19 protein-coding genes are annotated in these 20,155 nt (G+C 65.2%); 12 read left to right on the top strand and 7 right to left on the bottom strand.

Going from position 1 to position 20,155, the window contains the following annotated elements; translation table 11 throughout:
• The 9 genes from ACTS1X_RS09955 to ACTS1X_RS09995 all read left to right on the top strand — a co-directional run.
• Positions 1–427: cbb3-type cytochrome c oxidase subunit II (locus ACTS1X_RS09955; protein ID WP_442614237.1), on the top strand; the 427-nt coding region annotated here is incomplete at its 5' end.
• Positions 424–591: a cbb3-type cytochrome c oxidase subunit 3 gene (locus ACTS1X_RS09960; RefSeq protein WP_442614238.1), complete on the top strand. Its 168-nt coding sequence runs from the start codon at positions 424–426 to the stop codon at positions 589–591. The genes ACTS1X_RS09955 and ACTS1X_RS09960, both read left to right, overlap by 4 nt.
• Entirely contained in the window at positions 578–1,525 is a 948-nt protein-coding gene (gene ccoP, locus ACTS1X_RS09965) for a cytochrome-c oxidase, cbb3-type subunit III (RefSeq protein ID WP_442614239.1), read from the top strand. Before ACTS1X_RS09960 ends, ccoP begins: the two co-directional genes overlap by 14 nt.
• A complete protein-coding gene (gene ccoG, locus ACTS1X_RS09970; RefSeq protein WP_442614240.1) occupies positions 1,512–2,981 on the top strand; it encodes a cytochrome c oxidase accessory protein CcoG in 1,470 nt (489 codons plus the stop codon). The genes ccoP and ccoG overlap by 14 nt, the downstream gene beginning before the upstream one ends.
• Positions 2,981–3,433 carry a FixH family protein gene (locus ACTS1X_RS09975; RefSeq protein ID WP_442614241.1) on the top strand — a complete coding sequence of 151 codons (453 nt, stop codon included), beginning with the start codon at positions 2,981–2,983 and terminating at the stop codon, positions 3,431–3,433. The genes ccoG and ACTS1X_RS09975 overlap by 1 nt, the downstream gene beginning before the upstream one ends.
• Positions 3,430–5,553, top strand: coding sequence for a heavy metal translocating P-type ATPase (locus tag ACTS1X_RS09980; RefSeq protein WP_442614242.1), 2,124 nt, complete (start codon positions 3,430–3,432; stop codon positions 5,551–5,553). The genes ACTS1X_RS09975 and ACTS1X_RS09980 overlap by 4 nt, the downstream gene beginning before the upstream one ends.
• On the top strand, positions 5,550–5,699 hold the full coding sequence (ccoS, locus tag ACTS1X_RS09985) for a cbb3-type cytochrome oxidase assembly protein CcoS (RefSeq protein WP_442614243.1): 150 nt from the start codon (positions 5,550–5,552) through the stop codon (positions 5,697–5,699). Before ACTS1X_RS09980 ends, ccoS begins: the two co-directional genes overlap by 4 nt.
• Complete coding sequence (locus tag ACTS1X_RS09990) at positions 5,696–5,956, top strand: hypothetical protein (protein ID WP_442614244.1); 261 nt, start codon at positions 5,696–5,698, stop codon at positions 5,954–5,956. The genes ccoS and ACTS1X_RS09990 overlap by 4 nt, the downstream gene beginning before the upstream one ends.
• 65 nt (positions 5,957–6,021) lie before the next feature.
• The gene (locus tag ACTS1X_RS09995) at positions 6,022–6,723 is read left to right on the top strand and encodes a Crp/Fnr family transcriptional regulator (protein WP_442614245.1); all 702 of its coding nucleotides are present in this window, start codon (positions 6,022–6,024) and stop codon (positions 6,721–6,723) included.
• Positions 6,724–6,779: 56 nt separating this feature from the next.
• Here ACTS1X_RS09995 and ACTS1X_RS10000 read toward each other — a convergent pair whose 3' ends face one another.
• Positions 6,780–7,436: an OmpW/AlkL family protein gene (locus tag ACTS1X_RS10000; protein WP_442614246.1), complete on the bottom strand. Its 657-nt coding sequence runs from the start codon at positions 7,434–7,436 to the stop codon at positions 6,780–6,782.
• A 134-nt stretch (positions 7,437–7,570) separates the two neighbouring features.
• On the opposite strand from ACTS1X_RS10000, the gene hemN reads away from it, so the two are divergent.
• Entirely contained in the window at positions 7,571–8,890 is a 1,320-nt protein-coding gene (gene hemN / locus ACTS1X_RS10005) for an oxygen-independent coproporphyrinogen III oxidase (RefSeq protein WP_442614247.1), read from the top strand.
• A 21-nt stretch (positions 8,891–8,911) separates the two neighbouring features.
• Here hemN and ACTS1X_RS10010 read toward each other — a convergent pair whose 3' ends face one another.
• From ACTS1X_RS10010 to ACTS1X_RS10020, 3 genes are read right to left on the bottom strand one after another with little or no spacing between them, the layout of a single operon-like run.
• Positions 8,912–10,009, bottom strand: coding sequence for a copper resistance protein B (locus tag ACTS1X_RS10010; RefSeq protein ID WP_442614248.1), 1,098 nt, complete (start codon positions 10,007–10,009; stop codon positions 8,912–8,914).
• The gene (locus tag ACTS1X_RS10015; RefSeq protein WP_442614249.1) at positions 10,006–11,751 is read right to left on the bottom strand and encodes a copper resistance system multicopper oxidase; all 1,746 of its coding nucleotides are present in this window, start codon (positions 11,749–11,751) and stop codon (positions 10,006–10,008) included. Before ACTS1X_RS10015 ends, ACTS1X_RS10010 begins: the two co-directional genes overlap by 4 nt.
• A gap of 13 nt (positions 11,752–11,764) precedes the next feature.
• Entirely contained in the window at positions 11,765–12,040 is a 276-nt protein-coding gene (locus tag ACTS1X_RS10020; protein WP_442614250.1) for a metal-sensitive transcriptional regulator, read from the bottom strand.
• Positions 12,041–12,121: 81 nt separating this feature from the next.
• Between ACTS1X_RS10020 and ACTS1X_RS10025 the strand changes: the two genes are divergently transcribed.
• Entirely contained in the window at positions 12,122–14,305 is a 2,184-nt protein-coding gene (locus ACTS1X_RS10025) for a copper-transporting P-type ATPase (protein WP_442614251.1), read from the top strand.
• A gap of 55 nt (positions 14,306–14,360) precedes the next feature.
• Here the strand turns inward: ACTS1X_RS10025 and ACTS1X_RS10030 are convergent, their stop codons facing one another.
• Entirely contained in the window at positions 14,361–14,522 is a 162-nt protein-coding gene (locus ACTS1X_RS10030; protein WP_442614252.1) for a hypothetical protein, read from the bottom strand.
• Between the two features lie 242 nt (positions 14,523–14,764).
• Between ACTS1X_RS10030 and ACTS1X_RS10035 the strand changes: the two genes are divergently transcribed.
• Positions 14,765–15,712, top strand: a complete 948-nt coding sequence (locus ACTS1X_RS10035; protein WP_442614253.1) for a crotonase/enoyl-CoA hydratase family protein — start codon at positions 14,765–14,767, stop codon at positions 15,710–15,712.
• Here the strand turns inward: ACTS1X_RS10035 and ACTS1X_RS10040 are convergent.
• The gene (locus ACTS1X_RS10040) at positions 15,699–17,672 is read right to left on the bottom strand and encodes a putative bifunctional diguanylate cyclase/phosphodiesterase (protein WP_442614254.1); all 1,974 of its coding nucleotides are present in this window, start codon (positions 17,670–17,672) and stop codon (positions 15,699–15,701) included. The two genes, ACTS1X_RS10035 and ACTS1X_RS10040, sit on opposite strands and share 14 nt — an antisense overlap.
• Before the next feature lie 119 nt (positions 17,673–17,791).
• Complete coding sequence (locus ACTS1X_RS10045; RefSeq protein WP_442614255.1) at positions 17,792–20,056, bottom strand: putative bifunctional diguanylate cyclase/phosphodiesterase; 2,265 nt, start codon at positions 20,054–20,056, stop codon at positions 17,792–17,794.
• Positions 20,057–20,155: the final 99 nt, after the last annotated feature.

Here is a 20,155-nt window from a genome sequence, read left to right on the forward strand (position 1 = left end):
ATGGGGGTCGAAGCGGACCGGGCCGGACCTGGCGCGCGTCGGCGGGCGCTATTCGGACGAATGGCATGTCCAGCACCTGATCGACCCGCGCTCGGTGGTGCCGGAATCGATCATGCCGCCCTATGCCTTCCTCGCCGACCGCGATCTCGATTTCGAGAATATCGCCGGCGATCTCAGGGCGTTGCGCGCGCTCGGCGTTCCCTATGACGATGCGATGATCGAAAACGCCGCGGCCGATTTTGCTGTTCAGGTCGATGTCTTCGGCGACGCGAGCGGGCTGCGCGAGCGGTACGCCAACGTCCAGATCCGCGATTTCGACGGCAATCCTTCCCGCCTGACCGAGATGGACGCGCTGATCGCCTATCTGCAGATGCTCGGCACGCTCGTCGATTTCGAGGCCGCCGCCGCGCTGGAGGAGCCGCGATGACCTACGAAGCCTTCCGCCAGTTCGCCGACAGCTGGGGGCTGCTGTTCATGGTGATCCTGTGGGTGAGTTTCGCCCTCTGGGTCTTCCGCCCGGGCGCGAAGAAGTACCATGAAGATGCCGCGAACATGATTTTCGATGAAAGTGAGAATGATGGCCGAGACTGAAAACGACAACGGCAAACGCGTCGACGAACCCACCGGCACCGAATTTGTCGGCCATGAATGGGACGGCATCGAGGAACTGAACACGCCGCTGCCGCGCTGGTGGCTGATCATCTTCTACGCGACCGTGATCTGGGGCCTGGGTTACACGATCTTCTATCCGGCCTGGCCGCTGATCAACAGCGCGACCGACGGCGTGCTCGGCTATTCGAGCCGGGGCGCGCTGGCCGAAGAGATGGCCGCGGTCGAAGCGCAGCGCGCGCCGCTGCGGGAGGCGATCGCCAATATCGCGATCGAAGACCTGCCGGCCGACGAGCAGCTCATGCAGACCGCGATCCAGGGCGGCCGTTCGGCCTTTGTCGTCCATTGCGTCCAGTGTCACGGATCGGGCGCAGCGGGCAGCGAGGGCTATCCGAACCTCAACGACGATGACTGGTTGTGGGGCGGCGATATGGAGGCGATCGAATATACGCTGATCCACGGCATCCGGAATCCGGACCATATGGAAACGCGCATTTCGCAAATGCCCGCCTTCGGCGCCGACGGCATCCTCGACGCTCGTCAGATCAGCGACGTCGTATCCTATGTCCGCACGCTGAGCGGCGCGGAAGACGAGAGCCGGGCGTCGGCGCGCGGCGCGGAGCTCTACACCGCCAATTGCGCGGTCTGCCATGGTGACAACGGCCAGGGCGACCGGACCCAGGGCGCGCCCAACCTGCGCGATTCGATCTGGCTGTATGGCTCGGATCGCGCATCGATCACTGACACGGTGGCGAACAGCCGCTATGGTGTGATGCCGCGCTGGGGCCATCGCCTCGATCCGGTGACGATCCGCATGCTGACGGCCTATGTCTGGTCGCTCGGCGGCGGCGAAGCGGCCCCGGCGGAACCGGAGACCGAAGCGGTCGCCGAGGTGGAGACCGATGAACCTGGTTGATTCCATCGCGCCCGAAGGGCCGCCGAAACCGGAGCTCTACGAGAAGCGCAAGGGCGTCTATCCGAAGGCGGTGGACGGCAATTTCCGCCGCCTGAAATGGGCGATCATGGTGGTGACGCTCGGCATCTACTACATCACGCCGTGGATCCGCTGGGATCGCGGCCCCTATGCGCCGGACCAGGCGGTGCTCGTCGATCTGGCCGGCCGGCGCTTCTACATGTTCGGCATCGAAATCTGGCCGCATGAATTCTACTATGTAGCGGGCCTGCTCATCATGGCCGGCGTCGGCCTGTTCCTGGTCACCTCCGCGTTCGGCCGGGCCTGGTGCGGCTATGCCTGTCCGCAGACCGTGTGGACCGATCTCTTCCAGCATGTCGAACGCTGGGTCGACGGCGACCGCAACGCGCAGATTCGCCTCGAAAAGGCGCCCTGGACCGCGAAGAAGGTCGCCAAGCGCGGCACGAAATGGACGATCTGGCTGCTCATCGCGATGGCGACGGGCGGTGCCTGGATCTTTTATTTCGCCGATGCGCCGACGCTGTTCGGGCAGCTGTTCGCGGGCGAGGCGCCCTTCGTCGCCTATGCGACGATCGGCGTGCTGACCTTCACCACCTTCACGCTCGGCGGCTTCATGCGCGAGCAGGTCTGCATCTATATGTGCCCCTGGCCGCGCATCCAGACCGCGATGATGGACGAAAAGTCCCTCACCGTGACCTACAAGGAATGGCGCGGCGAACCGCGCAGCCACGGCATCAAGCGCGCCGAGGAAAATCCGGGCGTGTTCGGCGACTGTATCGATTGCAACCAGTGCGTCGCGGTCTGCCCGACCGGTATCGACATTCGCGAAGGACCGCAGATCGGCTGCATCACCTGCGCGCTGTGCATCGACGCCTGCGACAAGGTGATGGACCAGGTCGGGCGGCCGCGCGGCCTGATCGACTATGCGACGCTCGAAGCAGCGGAGATCGAACAGGCGGGCGGTACGCCCCCGACGCTCAAGCAGACAATCTTCCGCCCGCGCGCCCTGCTCTATTTCGCGCTATGGGCGGGGATCGGCATGGCGATGCTGTTCGCCGTGGGCACGCGCGACCGGCTGACCATCAATGCGATCCAGGAACGCAACCCGACCTTCGTCCAGCTGAGCGACGGCGGCGTCCGCAACAGTTTCGACGTCAAGATCCGCAACATGGAAAACCGGCCGCGCACGATGACCCTGGAGCTGGAAGGTCTGCCGGGCGGCGTGATGTGGGCCGGATCGGGCAGCCGCGACCAGGCGCTGCGGGCCTTCGACGTTACGGTGCCCGCCGATCAGCTGCTCAGCACGCGTGTCTTCGTTGCCGCGCCGCGCGCAGGCGATCCCAGCGAGGATTTCGCTTTCCGCGTCACTGCGCCGGCTGCGGAGGAAGACGAAACCGCCCTCGAACCCGCCCGTTTCACCCGGCCAGGAGCTGAATGATGACCCGACGTTTCAATGGCTGGCATATGACCGCGATCCTGGTCGCCTTTTTCGGCGTCATCGTCGTCGTCAACATGACGATGGCGACGTTCGCGACGCGGAGTTTCGGCGGCACGGTCGTCGACAACAGCTATGTCGCCAGCCAGCGCTTCAACGACTGGCTCGAGGCCGCGCGCCAGCAGGATGAACTGGGCTGGACCGAGGCGGTCCAGCGCGCGGGTGACCATGTCGCGATCACGGTCGGCGGTCCCGAAGGCCCGCTGGGCGCGGCGACGATCCGCGGTATCGCGACCCATCCCGTAGGCCGATCGGACGAAGTTGCGCTGACCTTCTCCGAGACATCCGAAGGCGTCTATCGCAGCGCGGAGACGCTCGCGCGCGGCCGCTGGCTCGTGCGGATCGAAATCGTCCGGGGCGAAGAGCGCAAGCGCATATTGGTCGATCTTTCGTGAATGCGCCGCTCACGCCCGGCACGGCGGCGATCGCCGAGGAGAGCCGCTTCGCGGTGCCCGATATCCACTGCGCCGGTTGTATTTCGAAGATCGAGCACGGTCTGAATGCGACCCCGGGCGTCCACGCGGCGCGGGTCAACTTCACCAGCAAGCAGGTGTCGATCGCGCACGATCCGGCGCTGTCCGACCGGGATCTCGGCGAGGCGATCCGCAGTCTCGGCTTCGAACCCACGCTGATCGCGGATACGGGCGCGGCCGACGACGAGGCGGCGCCGACGCGGGAATTGCTGCGCGCGCTTGCCGTCGCCGGGTTCGCCGCGATGAACGTCATGCTGCTGTCCGTCAGCATCTGGTCGGGCGCGGACGGCGCGACGCGGACGCTGTTCCACTGGATTTCGGCGCTGATCGCACTGCCCGCCATCGCCTATGCGGGCCGCCCCTTCTTCCGCTCGGCCTGGCAGGCCTTGCGCCGGGGCCGGACGAACATGGACGTGCCGATCGCCATCGGCGTGACGATCACGGCCGCGATGAGCCTCCACGAAACGATCGTGGGCGGCGAACATGCCTGGTTCGAAAGCGCGCTGATGCTGCTCTTCTTCCTGCTCACCGGGCGCGCGCTGGATGCGATGATGCGCCGCCGGGTCGGCGACGGCGTCGCGGCATTGGCCCGCCAGTCCGCACCCGGCGCACTGGTCATCGCCGCCGACGGCCACAGCCGATGGCACAAGGCGGCCGATCTCGAACCCGGCATGATCATGCAGCTGGCGGCCGGCGAGCGGCTGGCCGCCGACGGAATCGTCGTCGAGGGCGAAAGCGCGATCGACGCGTCGCTGCTGACCGGCGAAAGCGCGCCGCAGCCGGTGAGCCGGGGCGCCCGGGTCTTCGCGGGCACGCTCAACGTTACCGGTCCCGTCGCGGTCGAGGTGACGGCGGTCGCCGACGAAACCGCGCTCGCCGATATCGGGCGGCTGATGGCGACGGCGGGGCAGGGCAAGTCCCGCTACGTCCGGATCGCCGATCGCGGCGCGCGGCTCTATGCCCCGGTCGTCCACGCCCTGGCGCTTCTCACCTTCATCGGCTGGATGATGGCCGGCGCCGACTGGCACCAGGCGCTGCTGATCGCCGTCGCCGTACTGATCATCACCTGTCCGTGCGCGCTCGGGCTCGCCGTGCCGGTGGCCCATGTCGTGGCGACCGGAGCGCTGATGAAGCGCGGGATACTCGTCAAACATGAATCGGCGCTGGAGCGCCTCGCCGAAGCCGATCGCGTCGTGTTCGACAAGACCGGCACCCTGACGATGGGCCGCCCGGTCGCGGAGAATATCGACGAACTCGATGCCGACGGGAAGGCGATCGCGCTCGCCCTTGCGCGCGCATCCCGCCATCCGCTGGCGACGGCGATCCGCGAAACGCTCGAAGCCCGGGGGGTTCGCGCCGCCGAACTCGAAGAGCCGACCGAACGGCCCGGGAGCGGGATCGCCGGCGTCCATCGCGGACGGCGTGTCGCCCTCGAACAGCCGGACGGGCCGCAATCGACGCCAGCGGTCGCGCTGACCGTCGATGGCGAGCCCGTCGCATTGATCCGGTTCCGCGATGCGCTGCGCCCCGACGCCGCGCAAGCCGTCCGGGCCTTGGCCGGTCTCGGCTTGCCCGGCTCCATCCTGTCCGGCGACAAGGCCGCGTCGATCCGTCCGGTCGCGAAGGCGCTCGGCCTCACCGCCCAGGCCAATGCGCGTCCGGAGGACAAATGCGAGGCGCTCGAACGATTGCGCCGCAGCGGCGATCATGTGCTGATGGTCGGTGACGGACTGAATGACGGGCCGGCGCTTGCGGCCGCTCATGTATCGATGGCGCCCGGTTCGGCGAGCGATGTCGGCCAGACGGCGTCCGATTTCGTCTTTCTCGGCGACAGCCTTGCGCCGTTGCCGTTCGCCGTTCGCGCGGCGCGCCGAACGATGCGGATCGTCCGCCAGAATTTCTCGCTGGCCATCCTTTACAACGCGCTTGCCGTGCCGCTGGCGGTGGCGGGTTTCGTAACGCCGCTGATCGCCGCCGTCGCGATGTCGCTGTCTTCGCTGATCGTGATCGCCAATTCGCTGCGGCTGCGGAGGGCCGGATGACCGGTCTTGCCATCCTGATCCCGGTGGCGATCGGGCTCGGCCTGGCCGGGCTGGCGGCGTTTTTCTGGGCCCTGTCCGACAACCAGTTCGAGGATCCCGATGGCGCCGCGGCGCGCATACTGGTCGATGAAGAGGATGAGGAATGAAGCGTATCGCGCAATCCTTGGCGGCGTTCGCGATTCTCGGGCTGTCGACCGGCGGTCTGGCGACCCCCGTGGCGGGCGAAGACGGCGTGCTCTGGGTGGAGGTCTGCGGCCGTCCCGACATGCGGGTGGCGATCCGGCTGGGCGGCGGCGAGCAGAAGAGGGACAATCGCGATTGTGCGGAGGCCTGCCATGCCGCGATGTGCCGGAAGACGCTCGATTCCCAGCGCAATGGCGATGCCCGCGGCGCGGTGGTTTGAGCCGGCAAGCGCTTTCCACGCCGAAAAGGGCTGACCTGCACCATTTCTTCGGCTAACGCAGCCGCATGTCGAGCTGTGATACCTGCCTCGTGCGCAATCGTGCCATCTGTTCGGTGCTGGACGCCGACGCGCTGGAAGATCTGAACCGGATCGGCCGGCGCAAGAATGTCCGGCGCGGCGAAACCGTGATCTGGGAAGGCGACGACGCGCCGATCGTCGCCAATGTCATCGACGGCATGCTCAAGCTGACGACGGCCACCGGGGACGGGCGCGAATTGATCGTCGGGATCACCTTTCCGTCCGATTTCATCGGCCGTCCCTTCGGCGCCAGCAGCACCAACTCCGTTACCGCGCTCACCGATGCGCAGCTATGCGTCTTTACGCGATCGAGCTTCGATTCCTTCGCCAAGGACCATCCGGATCTTGAGCATGAACTGCTCGAGCGCACCCTGGGCGAGCTGGACCGGGCGCGGGAATGGATGCTGCTGCTGGGCCGCAAGAGCGCGGCGGAGCGTGTCGCTTCGTTCCTGCTGGAAATGTCGAAGCGGCTCGGCGGCAAGGCGTGCGAGGGACCGGCCGGACCCGCGGACCGTTTCGAGCTGCCCCTGTCCCGCCAGCAGACGGCCGATATTCTCGGACTGACGATCGAAACCGTCAGTCGTCAGCTCGGCCGGCTGCGCGACGCGGCTATCATCCTTACGCCGGACCGGCGCACCATCGAGATCGTCGATCGCGGCGCCCTCGAGATCGAGGCGGAGCGGGGCTGAAAATAAGGGCAGGCCGCTGGGGGAAGCGGCCCGCCCCGAGAACAGTAGGCGTTCTCTTAGAGCCGGAAGCCTATTCCGACCCCGAAGACGAACGGATCGAGGTCGATATCGACCTGCTGCGTGCCGATCGTGGCGTTGCGCAGCGTCGCGGTCGTATCGATATCGATATATTTCACGTCGAAATTCAAGAAGATGTTTTCGTTGAGGTCGATATCGACGCCGGCCTGCACCGCCCAGCCCCAGCTGTCGCTGAGCGAGACGGAGGTTGGGCCGACGGCATTTTCGAGTCCGTTCGAGGCGTCTTCGGAATAGAAGGCCGTATAGTTGATGCCGGCGCCGACATAGGGCCGCACCGAGCTTTCGGGCGCGAAATGATATTGGGCGGTCAGGGTCGGCGGCAAGACCCAGGTCGATCCGAGCTGGCCGATGCCGCCGGTCGTGCCCGATGTTCCGCTGAAATCATGCTCGGTGGTCGCGGCGATCAGTTCGAAGCCGATATTGTCGGTCACCATATAGGTGATGTCGACTTCGGGCATGATTGCGTCGCTGACCTCGACTTCCTCGCCGGGAAAGGTCGGCAGGATCGAGCCGGAATTCTCGGTGGGAGAAATCACGACCGCCCGGACGCGCAGCAGCACGTCTCCGGCTTCGGCGAAGGCCGCCTGCGGGACGGCCGCTACGGCCAGCAAGGGAAGGAAGGATAACGCACGCATGGTGATGCCTTTCAGTTCGGTGTGTGTGTGCCAATGCTTTGGGGAGTGCGCGGTGGCGGCGCCTTGATCCTCGTCAACGGTTTTTTTGATCATGGTCAAGGAGATACGGCTCGGGACATGCTCATTGGCGAAGCATGTGGCCGTACATACCCGACCTGCTCGATCGCCCGGTTCCGCGCTATACGAGCTATCCGACCGCCGCCGAGTTCGCGCCGGTGGACGCCGGTTTTCACGAAGCGGGGTTTGACGATCTGGCGCCGGACGCGTCGGTCTCGCTCTATGCCCATATCCCCTTTTGCGAGAAGATCTGCTGGTATTGCGGGTGCAATACCGGCGCCGCCAACCGCGCCCATCGCCTGACGGCCTATCTCGATGCGCTGCACATGGAGATCGAAACGGTTGCCGAGCGGCTCGGAAACCAGCGGCCGATCACCCAGATCGCCTTTGGCGGCGGCAGCCCGAACGCGATCGATGCCGTCGATTTCGTCCGCCTGCTCGACCATCTGTGCATCGCCTTCGACGCGTTCGATGCGCGGCTTTCGATCGAGCTCGATCCGCGCAGCCTGACGCCCGAATGGACGGCCCTGCTGGGACGCGCCGGCGTGAGCCATGCGAGCCTCGGCGTCCAGACCTTCGATCCCGACCTGCAGGCGCGGATCGGTCGTATCCAGCCTGCGGACAGCATCGCGCGGGCGGTGGCCGGCTTGCGCGACAACGGCGTGACGTCGCTGAATTTCGACCTGATGTACGGCCTGCCGGGCCAGACCTATGCGGCGCTCGCCGAGACGCTGAAACAGGCGGTGGCGCTCCGGCCCGACCGGATCGCGCTGTTCGGCTATGCGCATCTTCCTTCTCTGATCAAGCGCCAGCAGAAGATCGACGCCCGCGACATGCCGGACGGCCGCGCCCGTTTCGACATGGCCGCGCTCGGTTTCGAGATGCTGACCGCGGCCGGCTATGTGCCGATCGGCTTCGATCATTTCGCGCGCGCGGGCGACGGCCTGGCGCAAGCCTGCGAAGCGGGCACGATGCGGCGCAATTTCCAGGGATTCACCGACGATCCGGGCGATGCGCTGATCGGTCTCGGCGCCAGCGCGATCAGCAGCTTCCCCGATCGCTTCGTGCAGAATGAGAAGAATAGCGGCCGCTACCGGATGCGCGCCGGCGCCCATATGCTGACTGCCGAACGCGGCGTCCTGCGCGGTCCGGCGGACCGGGCGCACGGCCGTATCATCGAACGCCTGTTATGCGCCGGTACGGCCGATATCCGCGGCATCCGGATGTCGGCCGCGATGCACGGGCGGCTGGCGCAGCTGACCGCGCTCGGCCTGGTCGAGCGGGACGGCGACCGCGTCACGATAACGCCCGATGGCCGGCCCTATGGCCGGACCATAGCGAGCCTGTTCGACGCCTATCGCGGCACGCAGGAAAAACGGTTCAGCAGCGCCGTCTGACGGCCGGCGCCTTCGCCCGATTCAGAACCAGAAACGGACGCCCGCCAGAAAGACGATCCTGTCCGGATCCTCGCCCGCGGCGCGCGCAAAGTCCGCCGTATCGCCGAACTGGCGCTGCCATTCGATGCCGATATAGGGGGCGAACTGAGGGCTGAATTCGTAGCGCAGGCGCAGCCCCGCTTCGAGATCGGAAAAGCCCGATCCGATCCCCAGCTCGGGAACGTCCTGCGCCGCGAAATTGAGCTCGACACGCGGCTGGAGGATCAGGCTCTGGGAGAGGCGCTGATCATATTCGGCCTCGATACGCGCGGTGAGATCGCCATCGTCCGAGAGGAACCCGGCGATATCGACCTCGAACATATAGGGCGCGAGCCCCTGTACGCCGAGCGCGAGATGGGTGCTGTCCGGCCCGTCGCGGAAGTCGGCGCGGACGCCGGCCTGGAAATCGAAGAACGGCCCGATCGCATGGCTCCACAGCGCCTGTATCTCGACCTCTTCCAGCGATCCGCCGAACGCGCCCTCGCCCTCGGACTTGATCCAGAGCCGGTCGATATCGCCGCCGTACCGCGCGTTGAGCTCCCAGGCATAGGCGTCCTCGCCGCTGCCGATCGCCGCCTCGAGCCGATCGACCGAAAACAGCCCGACCGTCATCGCGCCGGTCTCGCGGCGCAGATTCTCGCGCGCTTCGGCCATGACGGCGGGCGGGAAGACCGTGTCCGCCGCATGCGCCGGGCCCGAAAGGGCTTCGGGCGGCGGGCCGGACTGCGGCAGGGGCGTATCGCCCGCCATGCCCGGCATCGCATGTCCGGCGTGCGGGTCGTCAGCGGGCGTCGCATGCCCGTCATGCCTCTCGGCCGACCCGTCCATCCGGTGGCCTGCATGCGGATCGGGCTCGGCCGCCTGCGGCGTCGCATGGCCGTCATCGGACACGGTCTCGCTGCCCTGCGTCATGTCGTGACCGACATGGATGTCGGGCGCTTGCGCCGGCGACTGTTCGGCCTGAGCGTCCATCGCATGATCCGCGTGCGGATCGGCGGGCTGGCCGGTGCCATGGCCCTGGTGCTGGGCGACGGCCGGGCTGGCAGCGATCAGCGCGGCGAGGGCGATGGTCCGCTTCATGCAACGTCTCCGTCGAGCGGCCGCACGGTGACGACGTTGAACATCCCGGCATGCATGTGCATCATCAGATGGCAGTGGAACGCCCAGTCCCCGGGCGCGTCGGCCGTCAGGTCGAACTGCACGAAGCCGCCGGGCAGCACGTTGACCGTATGCTTGCGCGGATGGCGGCCGGGCCGGCCGTTGACCAGTTCGAAGAAGAAGCCGTGCAGGTGGATCGGGTGCGTCATCATCGTGTCGTTGACGAGCTTGACGCGTACCCGCTCGTCGCGTGCGAAGCGGATCGGCTCGACCTGCTCCGAGAACCGCCGTCCGTCGAACGACCACATATAGCGTTCCATATTGCCGGTCAGATGGATCTGGAGTTCGCGGCTCGGCCGGCGCGGGTCGGGATTGGGGGCGAGCGCCTCGAGATCGGTATAGACGAGCACGCGGTGCGGCACATCGTCGAGCCCCAGGCCGCGATCGCCGGTGCGGTCCGCCGGCATCGGCGCGATCATGTCGACGCCGGGATTGATATCGACGGTCGGCGCGAGCGATCCGTCGCGCATCGAATGATCCATCGCGCCGGAATCGCCCATGTCGTGACCCATGGCGGCGTGGTCCACCCCGTCGCCGGCCATCGCCATACCGCCCATGCCCATGTCGCGCATCGTGAGCGTCGGGCGCTCGCGCAGCGGCGGGACTTCGGCCGCCATGCCGGGCCGCGGCGCGAGAGTCGCGCGGCCCATGCCGGAGCGGTCTATGCTCTCGCTGACGATCGTATAGGCGCGATCCTCGGTCGGGTTGACGATCACGTCATAGGTTTCCGCAACGCCGATCTGGAACTCGTCGACGGTCACCGGGCGGACATTCTCGCCGTCCGCATTGACGACCGTCATCGGCAGGCCGGGAATGCGGACATTCATGATCGACATGGCGGACGCGTTGATGATGCGCAGGCGCACGCGTTCGCCGGGCGTGAACAGCCCGGTCCAGTTTTCCACCGGACCATGGCCGTTGACGAGATAGGTGTAGGTCGCGCCGGTCACGTCCGCGATGTCGGACGGCATCATCCGCATCCCGCCCCACATGGCGCGCTGCTCCATGGTCATCTCGCGGCCGTCGAAAAGCGTATTCTGCTGGCGGTTGAAATAGTCGGGGCTCTGCTTGAGGCGCGTCATGATCATGTGCGGATGCATGAAGCTCCAGTCGGACAGCACGATGATATGTTCGCGGTCATAGGCGACTGGGTCGTGATGTTCCGGGTCGATGACGATCGGCCCGTAATGCCCCATCGCCTCCTGCAGCCCCGAATGGCTGTGATACCAGTAGGTGCCGGCCTGGCGGATGGGGAACTCGTAGGTGAAGGTCTCGTGCGGCCGGATGCCGGGAAAGGAGATGCCGGGCACACCGTCCATCTGGAAGGGCAGGAGGATGCCGTGCCAGTGGATCGAACTGTCCTCGTCGAGATGGTTGGTTACGTCGATCCGGACATCCTGGCCCTCGCGCAGGCGGATCAGCGGCGCGGGAAGGGTGCCGTTGACGGTGATCGCATGACCGGTGCGCCCGCCGACGGTGAACGGCGTCTCGCCGATGCTGAGCGCAATCCGCTCGCCTGAAAGGACGCCGGGGCTCGTCGCCGCCATCGGCGCGTGATGGGCGTGGGACTGGGCGTGGGCCCAGCCGGGGAGGAGGGCGTTGATCGCCAGCCCGCCGCCGACCGCCAGCGCGCCGTTCAGCGCATCGCGTCGCGTAATCGTCATCTGTCCTGTCCTGCTAGCGTGTCATCTTGCCGAAGAGATCGACAAGTTCGCCGAATTTTTCGCGCTGGGCGGCGGCATCGCCGCTCTGCACGGCCTCTTCGATGCAATGGTTGGAATGGATCGCGAGGACCTTGGCCTTGGCGGCGCGCAGCGCGCCTTCCATCGCCGTCATCTGCTGGAGGATGTCGATGCAATAGCGATCGTCCTCCATCATCGTCGCGATACCGCGCGCCTGGCCCTCGATGCGCTTCATCCGCGCGATTTCCTTGTCGAATTTGCAGTGCGCCATGCGACCTTCCTGACTGTGGGTTGACGAACTATATACCTACCCCCAGTATAGTATCAAGGCCTGAGATCGGGAAGATACGGAATGAGCCAGGATTGTTGCCACACGGAAAGCGCACATCGTCCCGAGCACGGGGTTGCGGCGGAGGGCGCGATCTACACCTGCCCCATGCATCCCGAAATCCGGCAGAAGGGCCCCGGTTCCTGCCCGATCTGCGGCATGGCGCTCGAGCCGGAGCAGGTATTGCTCGAGACCGGTCCCGATCCAGAATATATCGACATGCGCCGCCGTTTCCGGATCAGCGCGGTCTTCACCGTCCCGCTCGTCATCTACGTGATGGGCGGAATGCTGCCGTCCCGTCCGTTCGACGGGCTCGTCGCGCCGGGCGTCGCGCAATGGATCGAATTGGCGCTGGCCGCGCCCGTGGTCCTGTGGGGTGCCTGGCCGTTCTTCGTCCGCGCCGTCCAATCGGTGCGCACCATGAACCTCAACATGTTCACGTTGATCGGCCTCGGCGTGTTCGTGGCCTTCGCGTTCAGCGTGGTCGCGACCGCCGTGCCGGATATCTTCCCTGCGGCGTTCCGGAATGCGGACGGGCGGGTCGGCGTCTATTTCGAGGCGGCGGCGGTCATCACCACGCTCGTCCTGCTGGGTCAGGTGCTGGAACTGAAGGCGCGGGGCCAGACGTCCAGCGCCCTGAAGGCGCTGCTCGAACTGGCGCCGCCGGTCGCGATCCGGATCGCCGACGACGGCACGGAGTCCGAGATATCGCTGGACGAGGTGCGGGTCGGCGACCGGTTGCGCGTCCGGCCGGGTGAGAAGGTCCCGGTCGACGGCGTCGTGCTCTCCGGCGCGAGCGCGGTCGACGAGGCGATGGTGACCGGCGAACCGATCCCGGTGCGCAAGGAAGAGGGCGATCCGGTGACCGGCGGCACCGTTAACCAGACCGGCGGTTTCGTGATGGAAGCCCAGCGGGTCGGCGCGGATACGTTGCTTGCCAAGATCGTCCAGATGGTGGCCGAAGCGCAGCGGAGCCGGGCGCCGATCCAGCGGCTCGCCGACAGCGTCGCCGGCTGGTTCGTACCGGCTGTCGTTGTCATCGCGATCATCACCTTCATAGTCTGGTCGATCTGGGGTCCAAGCCCCGCGATGGCCTACGCCCTGGTCAACGCGATCGCCGTCTTGATCATCGCCTGCCCGTGCGCCCTGGGCCTCGCCACGCCGATGTCGATCATGGTCGGCACCGGCAAGGGCGCGCAGAACGGCATCCTGATCAAGAATGCCGAAGCGCTGGAGACCTTCGAGAAGGTCGACACCGTGGTCGTCGACAAGACCGGTACGCTGACCGAGGGCAAGCCGAAGCTGGTGGCCGTGGAGACCGTTTCGGGTGTCGACGAGGATGAGTTGTTGCGGCTGGTCGCCGCCGTCGAACGGTCGAGCGAACATCCGCTCGCCGCAGCGATCGTCGACGGCACCGAGGATCGCGGACTGGAACTGGCCGAAGCGCATGACTTCGCCTCGGTGACCGGGGAGGGCGTCGAGGCCCGTGTCGAAGGGCGGGCGGTCGCCATCGGCAACGAGAAAATGATGCAGCGAACGGGTGCGCTCGACGCGGCGCTGGCCGTCCGCGCAAGCGAAGGCCGGGAACTCGGACGGACCGTCATGTTCGTCGCGCTCGACGGCGCGGCGGCCGGGATCGTCGCCGTAGCCGACCCGATCAAGGAGACCAGCGCCGATGCGATCGCTGATCTTAACCGCGCGGGCATCCGCGTCGTCATGCTGACGGGCGATGCCGAGGGCACGGCACATGCCGTTGCAAGCCAGGTCGGGATCGACGAGGTCCGCGCCAACGTCTCGCCCGAGGACAAGAACCGGACAGTCGGGGAATTGCGGGCCGAGGGTCGTATCGTCGCCATGGCGGGCGACGGCATCAACGATGCGCCCGCGCTTGCCGCCGCCGATATCGGCGTGGCGATGGGAACCGGGACCGACGTGGCCATGGAGAGCGCGGGGATAACGCTGGTGAAAGGCGATCTTGCCGGTATCGCCAAAGCCCGGCGGCTGAGCGCGATGACGATGCGCAACATCCGCCAGAACCTGTTCTTCGCGTTCATCTACAACGGGCTGGGCGTTCCGATCGCGGCGGGCGTCCTCTATCCGGTATCCGGCCTGTTGCTGAGTCCGATGATTGCCGCGGCGGCGATGAGTCTCAGCTCGCTGTCGGTGATCGGCAACGCGTTGCGGTTGCGATCGAAGGTCTTGGGATAACGTCTTGCCTGCGGCCGAAAACGCCTCAGTATCCGCGATACCGGATGAACCGGCGCTACCTGTTCTTGGTGGCGGCGAAAGCCCCGTCGTGAAAGCGGATCACATGATCGGCATGCCGCAGCGCCGGAAGCCGTGTGAACCGGCCGATAAACCGCTCGCACCCCTTGCTCATCTCCACATTGCAGACCGTACCGTCGGCCAGCCGAAATACGGCCACACACCGGGGTCCGGCGGGCGTCGAGATGTCTGAAAGGGGAGCGCGGCGGTCCATGACCGTGACATGGCGCAGAGACCTTAAGAAATTGTCGACAACGCCCTTTTGGACCGCCGGTTAACCATTTGCCGCGCCTGCGCGCGAAACTGTCTTGCTACGAGACGGCCAGAAAATCGCGCGAATATCGTTTGCCCGGTGTAACCAAATATGTTTAGATTCCATACACCTTGTTCGGAGATTGTTTAGTGGACCAGAGCAGGATCGGATCGACGGACAGTCAGACGCTTCCGAACGAGGTGACCGATGCGCTGATCGACGAATCCGATCTTCAGCGCGTTACCCGCCCCCGGCCCTCGCCGTTGTTCGATCTTGGCCAGCTTGATGTCAGCTGGGACGGGAAGCGAAAGACGCTCTGGACCTATATGACCCCCGACGGCCGCCCGAGCTTCAACCTGGCGATGCTGCGCGATTTCGACGTCTGGCAGAATGAGATCGCCCGACTGTACGGAGAGGGCGGCGAACAGCTCGAATATCTGGTGCTCGGATCGCGTTTTCCGGGCGTCTGGAATTTCGGCGGCGATCTCGGGCTCTTTTCCCAATATATTCGCAGCCAGAATCGCCAGGCGCTCGTCGACTATGGCCGGGCCTGCAACCACATCCTGTTCCGCAACATGAAAGGCCTGGAACTGCCGATCGTGACGATCGGGCTCGTTCAGGGCCAGGCGCTGGGTGGCGGCTTTGAAGCGCTGATGTCGTTCAACGTCATCGTCGCCGAACGCAGCGCGAAATTCGGGTTGCCGGAAATCGCCTTCGGCCTGTTTCCCGGCATGGGTGCGCATGCGCTGCTGGCGCGCCGGCTCGGTTTCGCGAAGGCCGAGTCGATGATCCTGAGCGGGAAGACATATACCGCCGAAGAAATGTTCGATCTCGGTCTCGTCCATTATCTCGCGGAGGATGGCGAGGGAGAGCAGACGGTGCTCGACTATATCGGACAGAATAGCCGCCGCCAGGCCGGCAATCACGCGGTGTTCAAGGCGAGCCGGGAGGTCTGGCCGGTCACCCTCGGCGAGCTGAACTCGATTGTCGAGATATGGGCGGATACGGCCTTGAAGCTGCGGGACAGCGATTTGCGCCTGATGGAGCGGCTGGTGCGCGCCCAGAGCAAATTATCGGCGAAGATCAGCGCAAATTGACGATCTGCCGATCGCCGGAATCCGACAAATCTTCGAGACTGAGCCGCTGTGAGGCCTGGGTCGCGGTCATCGGCCGCGCATAGTAGAAGCCCTGGACGCGGCTGCAGCCGGCTTCGCGTACGCGCTGCAACTGCTCCTCGGTCTCCACGCCCTCGGCGACAGTAGCGACATCGAGGGATTTGGCGAGCTGGACGACGGCGCCGATGATCTTCTGGTCGGTCGGACTGTTGCCGATGTTGCGGATGAACGACTTGTCGATCTTGATCGTGTCGAATTCCCAGCTGCGCAGATAGGTGAGCGACGAGAAGCCCGTGCCGAAATCGTCGAGACACAGGCGCAGGCCCATCTTCTGAAGCTGGCGCAGCAGAGAATTGGTGTGCGGGTTCTTGTCGAGCAGCACCGATTCCGTGATCTCGAGCTCCAGCCGCCGCGCCACCATGCCCGTGTTGACGAGCGTTTCGATGATCGTGACGGGAAGATTGTTCTGCTTGAGCAGGGCCGGAGAGATGTTCACCGATACGTTGATCTCCTCGGGCCAGTCGGCCGCCGCTTCGCAGGCCTTGCGGAGCACCCATTCGGTGATGTCGCCGATCAGGCCCGCGCTTTCGGCCACGGGAATGAACACGGCCGGGCTGACATCGCCAAGCTCCGGATGTTTCCACCGAAGCAGCGCCTCGCAACTCTTCGTCCGGCCGGTTTCCAGATCGATGATCGGCTGGAACAGCACCGTGAATTCTTCATTGGCCAGCGCGTCGGTCAGGCCGGACTCGATCTGGCGGTGCATGAGGAAATCTTCATGCATGAACGGCTCGAACGCGCGGACCCGTTTTCCGCCCTCATTCTTGGCGTGATAGAGCGCGATATCGGCATTCTTGAGCATGATTTCGCTCTGGCGCCCGTGATCGGGGGCGACGGCGACGCCCAGCGATGCGGCGACCTCCACCGTATTCTCGTTGATGCTGACCGGCTGCGACACGGATTCCAGTATTTCGTTGCCCAGCTGGCTGGCCTCTTCCGCGCTGTCGACGATGGCCATGATCACGAACTCGTCGCCACCGAACCGGGCGAGCCAGCCGCGATTGCCCAGCACCGCCTTTACCCGCTGGGCGGTTACGATGAGCACCTTGTCGCCGGCCAGATGTCCCAGCGTATCGTTGATGGTCTTGAAATGATCGAGGTCCATCCAGATCACCGCCAGCTTGTCGGGATTGTCCTGGTCGATCGTGTCCAGCAGTTCGCCGAGCCGCATCTGCATTGCCAGGCGATTGTCGAGACCGGTCAGCATGTCGCTGCGCGCCATCTTCTCGAACCGCGCGGCGACCTCGCTCTTTTCCTGCTTGCCGGACAGCGCTGTGTAGACGACCTCGTAGGTCTGCAGGGTGATATCGAACACGCCGATGGCGAAAATGACGATGATGATGCCGAGGACCCAATAGATCGGATCGTCTGTCGCCCAAAGTCCGACCGTCATCGGCAAGACCGCCAATGCCACTTGCCCGAGAGCGATTATGGGACGGCCGGCATTGCGGGGTGCGACGCCGGCGGCATAGCCGGTTGTCATTGTCACCGCGAGCAACTGCAACGTCGTATTGTTCGTCTGGCTCAGAACAAGGAACGTCTGCACGCCGAGAAGGGATGCGTATAGCCAGGCGCCGATCTCATATATGCGCTCCCAATGGACGCGCTGTGTTTCGGCCTGTTTGGTGCCCACCCATTTGTAGATGAAGGCGCTGGCGATCCGGAGCAGGCCGACGACATGGATCACGATCGAGAAAAAGATGAGCGTGACGTTGCCCGACATATAGGCGATCGTCGCAGCAACCGTGCTGCCCGCAATCGCGCCGACGACGAGCGATGTGGGCGACGTGTACAGGGTACCGACCAGCGCGGCGCGAACCTGCCGCGCCAGCGAACTCTCCGAGGCCGCTAAATGCCGTAATTTGGTGCCGACAGCCGGCATTGATATCTCCCGTACCCCGGTATCGATAAAGGCATATGGTTAAGGATCTGTGGGTTTTTGGCCGGCAAAATGCGCAAAATCGGCGGGTTGTTTCGGTCATGCTGTCGGCCGGCGATGCCTTAGCCGACCAACCGATGCTCCCATTTGCTTCCGACGATCTCTCTCGTCCGTTCGATGGGCATCGGACGGCCGAAAAGATAGCCCTGGATCTGGTGGCATCCGAGATCGCGCATGCGGTTGAAATCCTCGGCGGTTTCCACGCCCTCGGCGGTGATGAGCAGTCGGAAGCTGTTGGCGAGCATGACGATCGCCTGGATGATCGAAACGGTTTCCTCGCGGGTAGCCGCCTCGCGGACGAAACTCCCGTCGATCTTCAGCTTGTGGAAGACCGCCTTGTTGAGATAGCCGAGCGAGGAATAACCGGTTCCGAAATCATCGAGCGCAATGCCGACGCCGAGGCCGCGGAGCCGCTTGAGTACGTCGATCGCATTGCCCGCGCCGCTCATGAAAACCGATTCCGTCACTTCGAGTTCGAGCCGGTTCGCCGACATGCGGGATTTTCGCAGCGCTTCGGAAACGGTGTTGGGCAGCGCCGGCACGACCAGCTGGAGCGGCGACACGTTGACCGCGACCGTGATATCGTCGGGCCAGGTCGCGGCATCCATACAGGCCTGGTGCAGAACCCAGGACCCCAGTTCCTCGATCAGGCCGCTTTCCTCGGCGATCGGAATGAATACGGCCGGCGAGATCGGGCCGCGTGTGGGATGGTTCCACCGGAGCAGTGCCTCGAACCCGGTCACCCGCTGGGTCTGTGCCGACACCAGCGGCTGGTAGAGCAGGTTGAACTGATCGGTCCCGATCGCCTGCCGCATGTCATGCTCCAGCCGAACGCGTTCTTCGGCCTCGACCTGCATCTGGGGATCGAAGTTGCAGAATGTCGCGCGGCCCAGCGATTTGGAATGATAGAGCGCGAGGTCGGCTTTGCGGACCAGGTCGTCGACCGTGTCTCCGTCGATCGGGCCGTAGGCGCAGCCGATGCTGAGGCCGATCCGGATCTGCACATTGTCGATCATATAGGGTTCGCTGACCGCGCCGATCAGTTTTTCGGCGAGCGCCTCGACGCCGACCCGGCTTTGCGCGTCGTCCACAACGACCGCGAATTCGTCGCCGCCAATCCGGCCGACGGTCCCGCGATTGCCGACAACGTCGCCGAGACGCCGGGCGACCGTCTTCAGGACCGCATCGCCCTTGGGATGGCCGAACGTGTCGTTGACCGGCTTGAAGCCGTCCAGATCGAGAAACATGATCGCGCAGGGTACGCCCTTTTCCTTCGCATCGCCGAGCGCCGTATCGAGCAGCGTTCGCACGCGCGAACGGTTGGGCAGACCGGTGAGCACGTCGAGATTCGCGAGATGCTGCAGCTTGGCGTGCGAACTCTTCGAATCGGTGATGTCGAGACCGACGCCGCGATATCCCTGGAATTCGCCATCCTCGTCGATTATCGGACTGCCGGACAATGTGACCCAGCGCCGGGACTTGCCGTTCCCCAGCTCCAGTTCGACCTTCGTGAACCGCTCGCGCTTGGCAAGAATTTCGCCGACGCCGGACTGGTTCCCCAACGTGGCGGCGAGCGATTTTCCGAGGAGCTGATATGTGGCCGTGCCGAGCAGTTCGCCCATGCGCGGCGAAACATAGGTCAGGCAGAGCTGGCCATCGACCTGCCAGAGCCATCCCGCGCCGCGATCTTCATATTCCTGAAGCAGGTGCCGGATATCGGCGCGTTTCGCGGCGAGCACTCCGGCCCGGTCGATCTGTCCCTGCCAGGATCGGGCGAGGAGCAGGAACCCGACCATCGCCGCGGCTGCAAACGCACCGAGGATGGCAATGCCGGGAAGCGCGGCCGCGCCGACGCCATGATACGCCGCAAAGGAAAGGCCGGCGGCGAGGATGGACACCCACAAGACCACAGCCATCGGTATCACGGCGACGGACACCCCGCTGACGATCATCACCGCGACGATGCCGCCGGTGAAAGTGTAGTTGATCGGCGCGCCGGAAAGCGCTGCATAGACCGGCATGGCGATCCACAGCCCGGCGCGGACGGCGCCGTCGATCGCGGCGATGTGAATTTTCGAGACCGGCTGCTGGTCTGTACGGCGGACCATCGCCGTCCGGTTCAACCATCGCGCCGAGATATAGGTGGCGGCGATGATCAAAGCGAGCCAGCCGAGCAACAGCTGCAGCGAAAGGCTCTGGCGCTCGAGGATGGCGAAGACGACCGCACAGATCGTCTGCGTGACGCCCGAATAGAGCGTAAATCGCGAGAGGATGGCGAGCTGGGCCGTGCGGACTTCGCCGGCAGGCGCGTGGCGCTCCTCGATCATATGCGCCGGTCCCCGCGCATCGCTGTCGCGTCGCGTCGCCCCCTGCGCGTCTACGTTTCGATTGCGGTCCTGATTTGGCATATGTCCCGGCTCGATATA

This window comes from Parasphingopyxis sp., from assembly GCF_052168275.1.
GTDB lineage: Bacteria > Pseudomonadota > Alphaproteobacteria > Sphingomonadales > Sphingomonadaceae > Parasphingopyxis.

Coding starts and splice junctions, on each gene's coding strand:
- ACTS1X_RS09960 (WP_442614238.1), top strand. CDS start 424: ATGACCTACGAAGCCTTCCGCCAGTTCGCCGACAGCTGGGGGCTGCTG.
- ccoP (WP_442614239.1), top strand. CDS start 578: ATGGCCGAGACTGAAAACGACAACGGCAAACGCGTCGACGAACCCACC.
- ccoG (WP_442614240.1), top strand. CDS start 1,512: ATGAACCTGGTTGATTCCATCGCGCCCGAAGGGCCGCCGAAACCGGAG.
- ACTS1X_RS09975 (WP_442614241.1), top strand. CDS start 2,981: ATGACCCGACGTTTCAATGGCTGGCATATGACCGCGATCCTGGTCGCC.
- ccoS (WP_442614243.1), top strand. CDS start 5,550: ATGACCGGTCTTGCCATCCTGATCCCGGTGGCGATCGGGCTCGGCCTG.
- ACTS1X_RS09990 (WP_442614244.1), top strand. CDS start 5,696: ATGAAGCGTATCGCGCAATCCTTGGCGGCGTTCGCGATTCTCGGGCTG.
- ACTS1X_RS09995 (WP_442614245.1), top strand. CDS start 6,022: ATGTCGAGCTGTGATACCTGCCTCGTGCGCAATCGTGCCATCTGTTCG.
- ACTS1X_RS10000 (WP_442614246.1), bottom strand. CDS start 7,436: ATGCGTGCGTTATCCTTCCTTCCCTTGCTGGCCGTAGCGGCCGTCCCG.
- hemN (WP_442614247.1), top strand. CDS start 7,571: ATGTGGCCGTACATACCCGACCTGCTCGATCGCCCGGTTCCGCGCTAT.
- ACTS1X_RS10010 (WP_442614248.1), bottom strand. CDS start 10,009: ATGAAGCGGACCATCGCCCTCGCCGCGCTGATCGCTGCCAGCCCGGCC.
- ACTS1X_RS10015 (WP_442614249.1), bottom strand. CDS start 11,751: ATGACGATTACGCGACGCGATGCGCTGAACGGCGCGCTGGCGGTCGGC.
- ACTS1X_RS10020 (WP_442614250.1), bottom strand. CDS start 12,040: ATGGCGCACTGCAAATTCGACAAGGAAATCGCGCGGATGAAGCGCATC.
- ACTS1X_RS10025 (WP_442614251.1), top strand. CDS start 12,122: ATGAGCCAGGATTGTTGCCACACGGAAAGCGCACATCGTCCCGAGCAC.
- ACTS1X_RS10040 (WP_442614254.1), bottom strand. CDS start 17,672: ATGCCGGCTGTCGGCACCAAATTACGGCATTTAGCGGCCTCGGAGAGT.
- ACTS1X_RS10045 (WP_442614255.1), bottom strand. CDS start 20,056: ATGATCGAGGAGCGCCACGCGCCTGCCGGCGAAGTCCGCACGGCCCAG.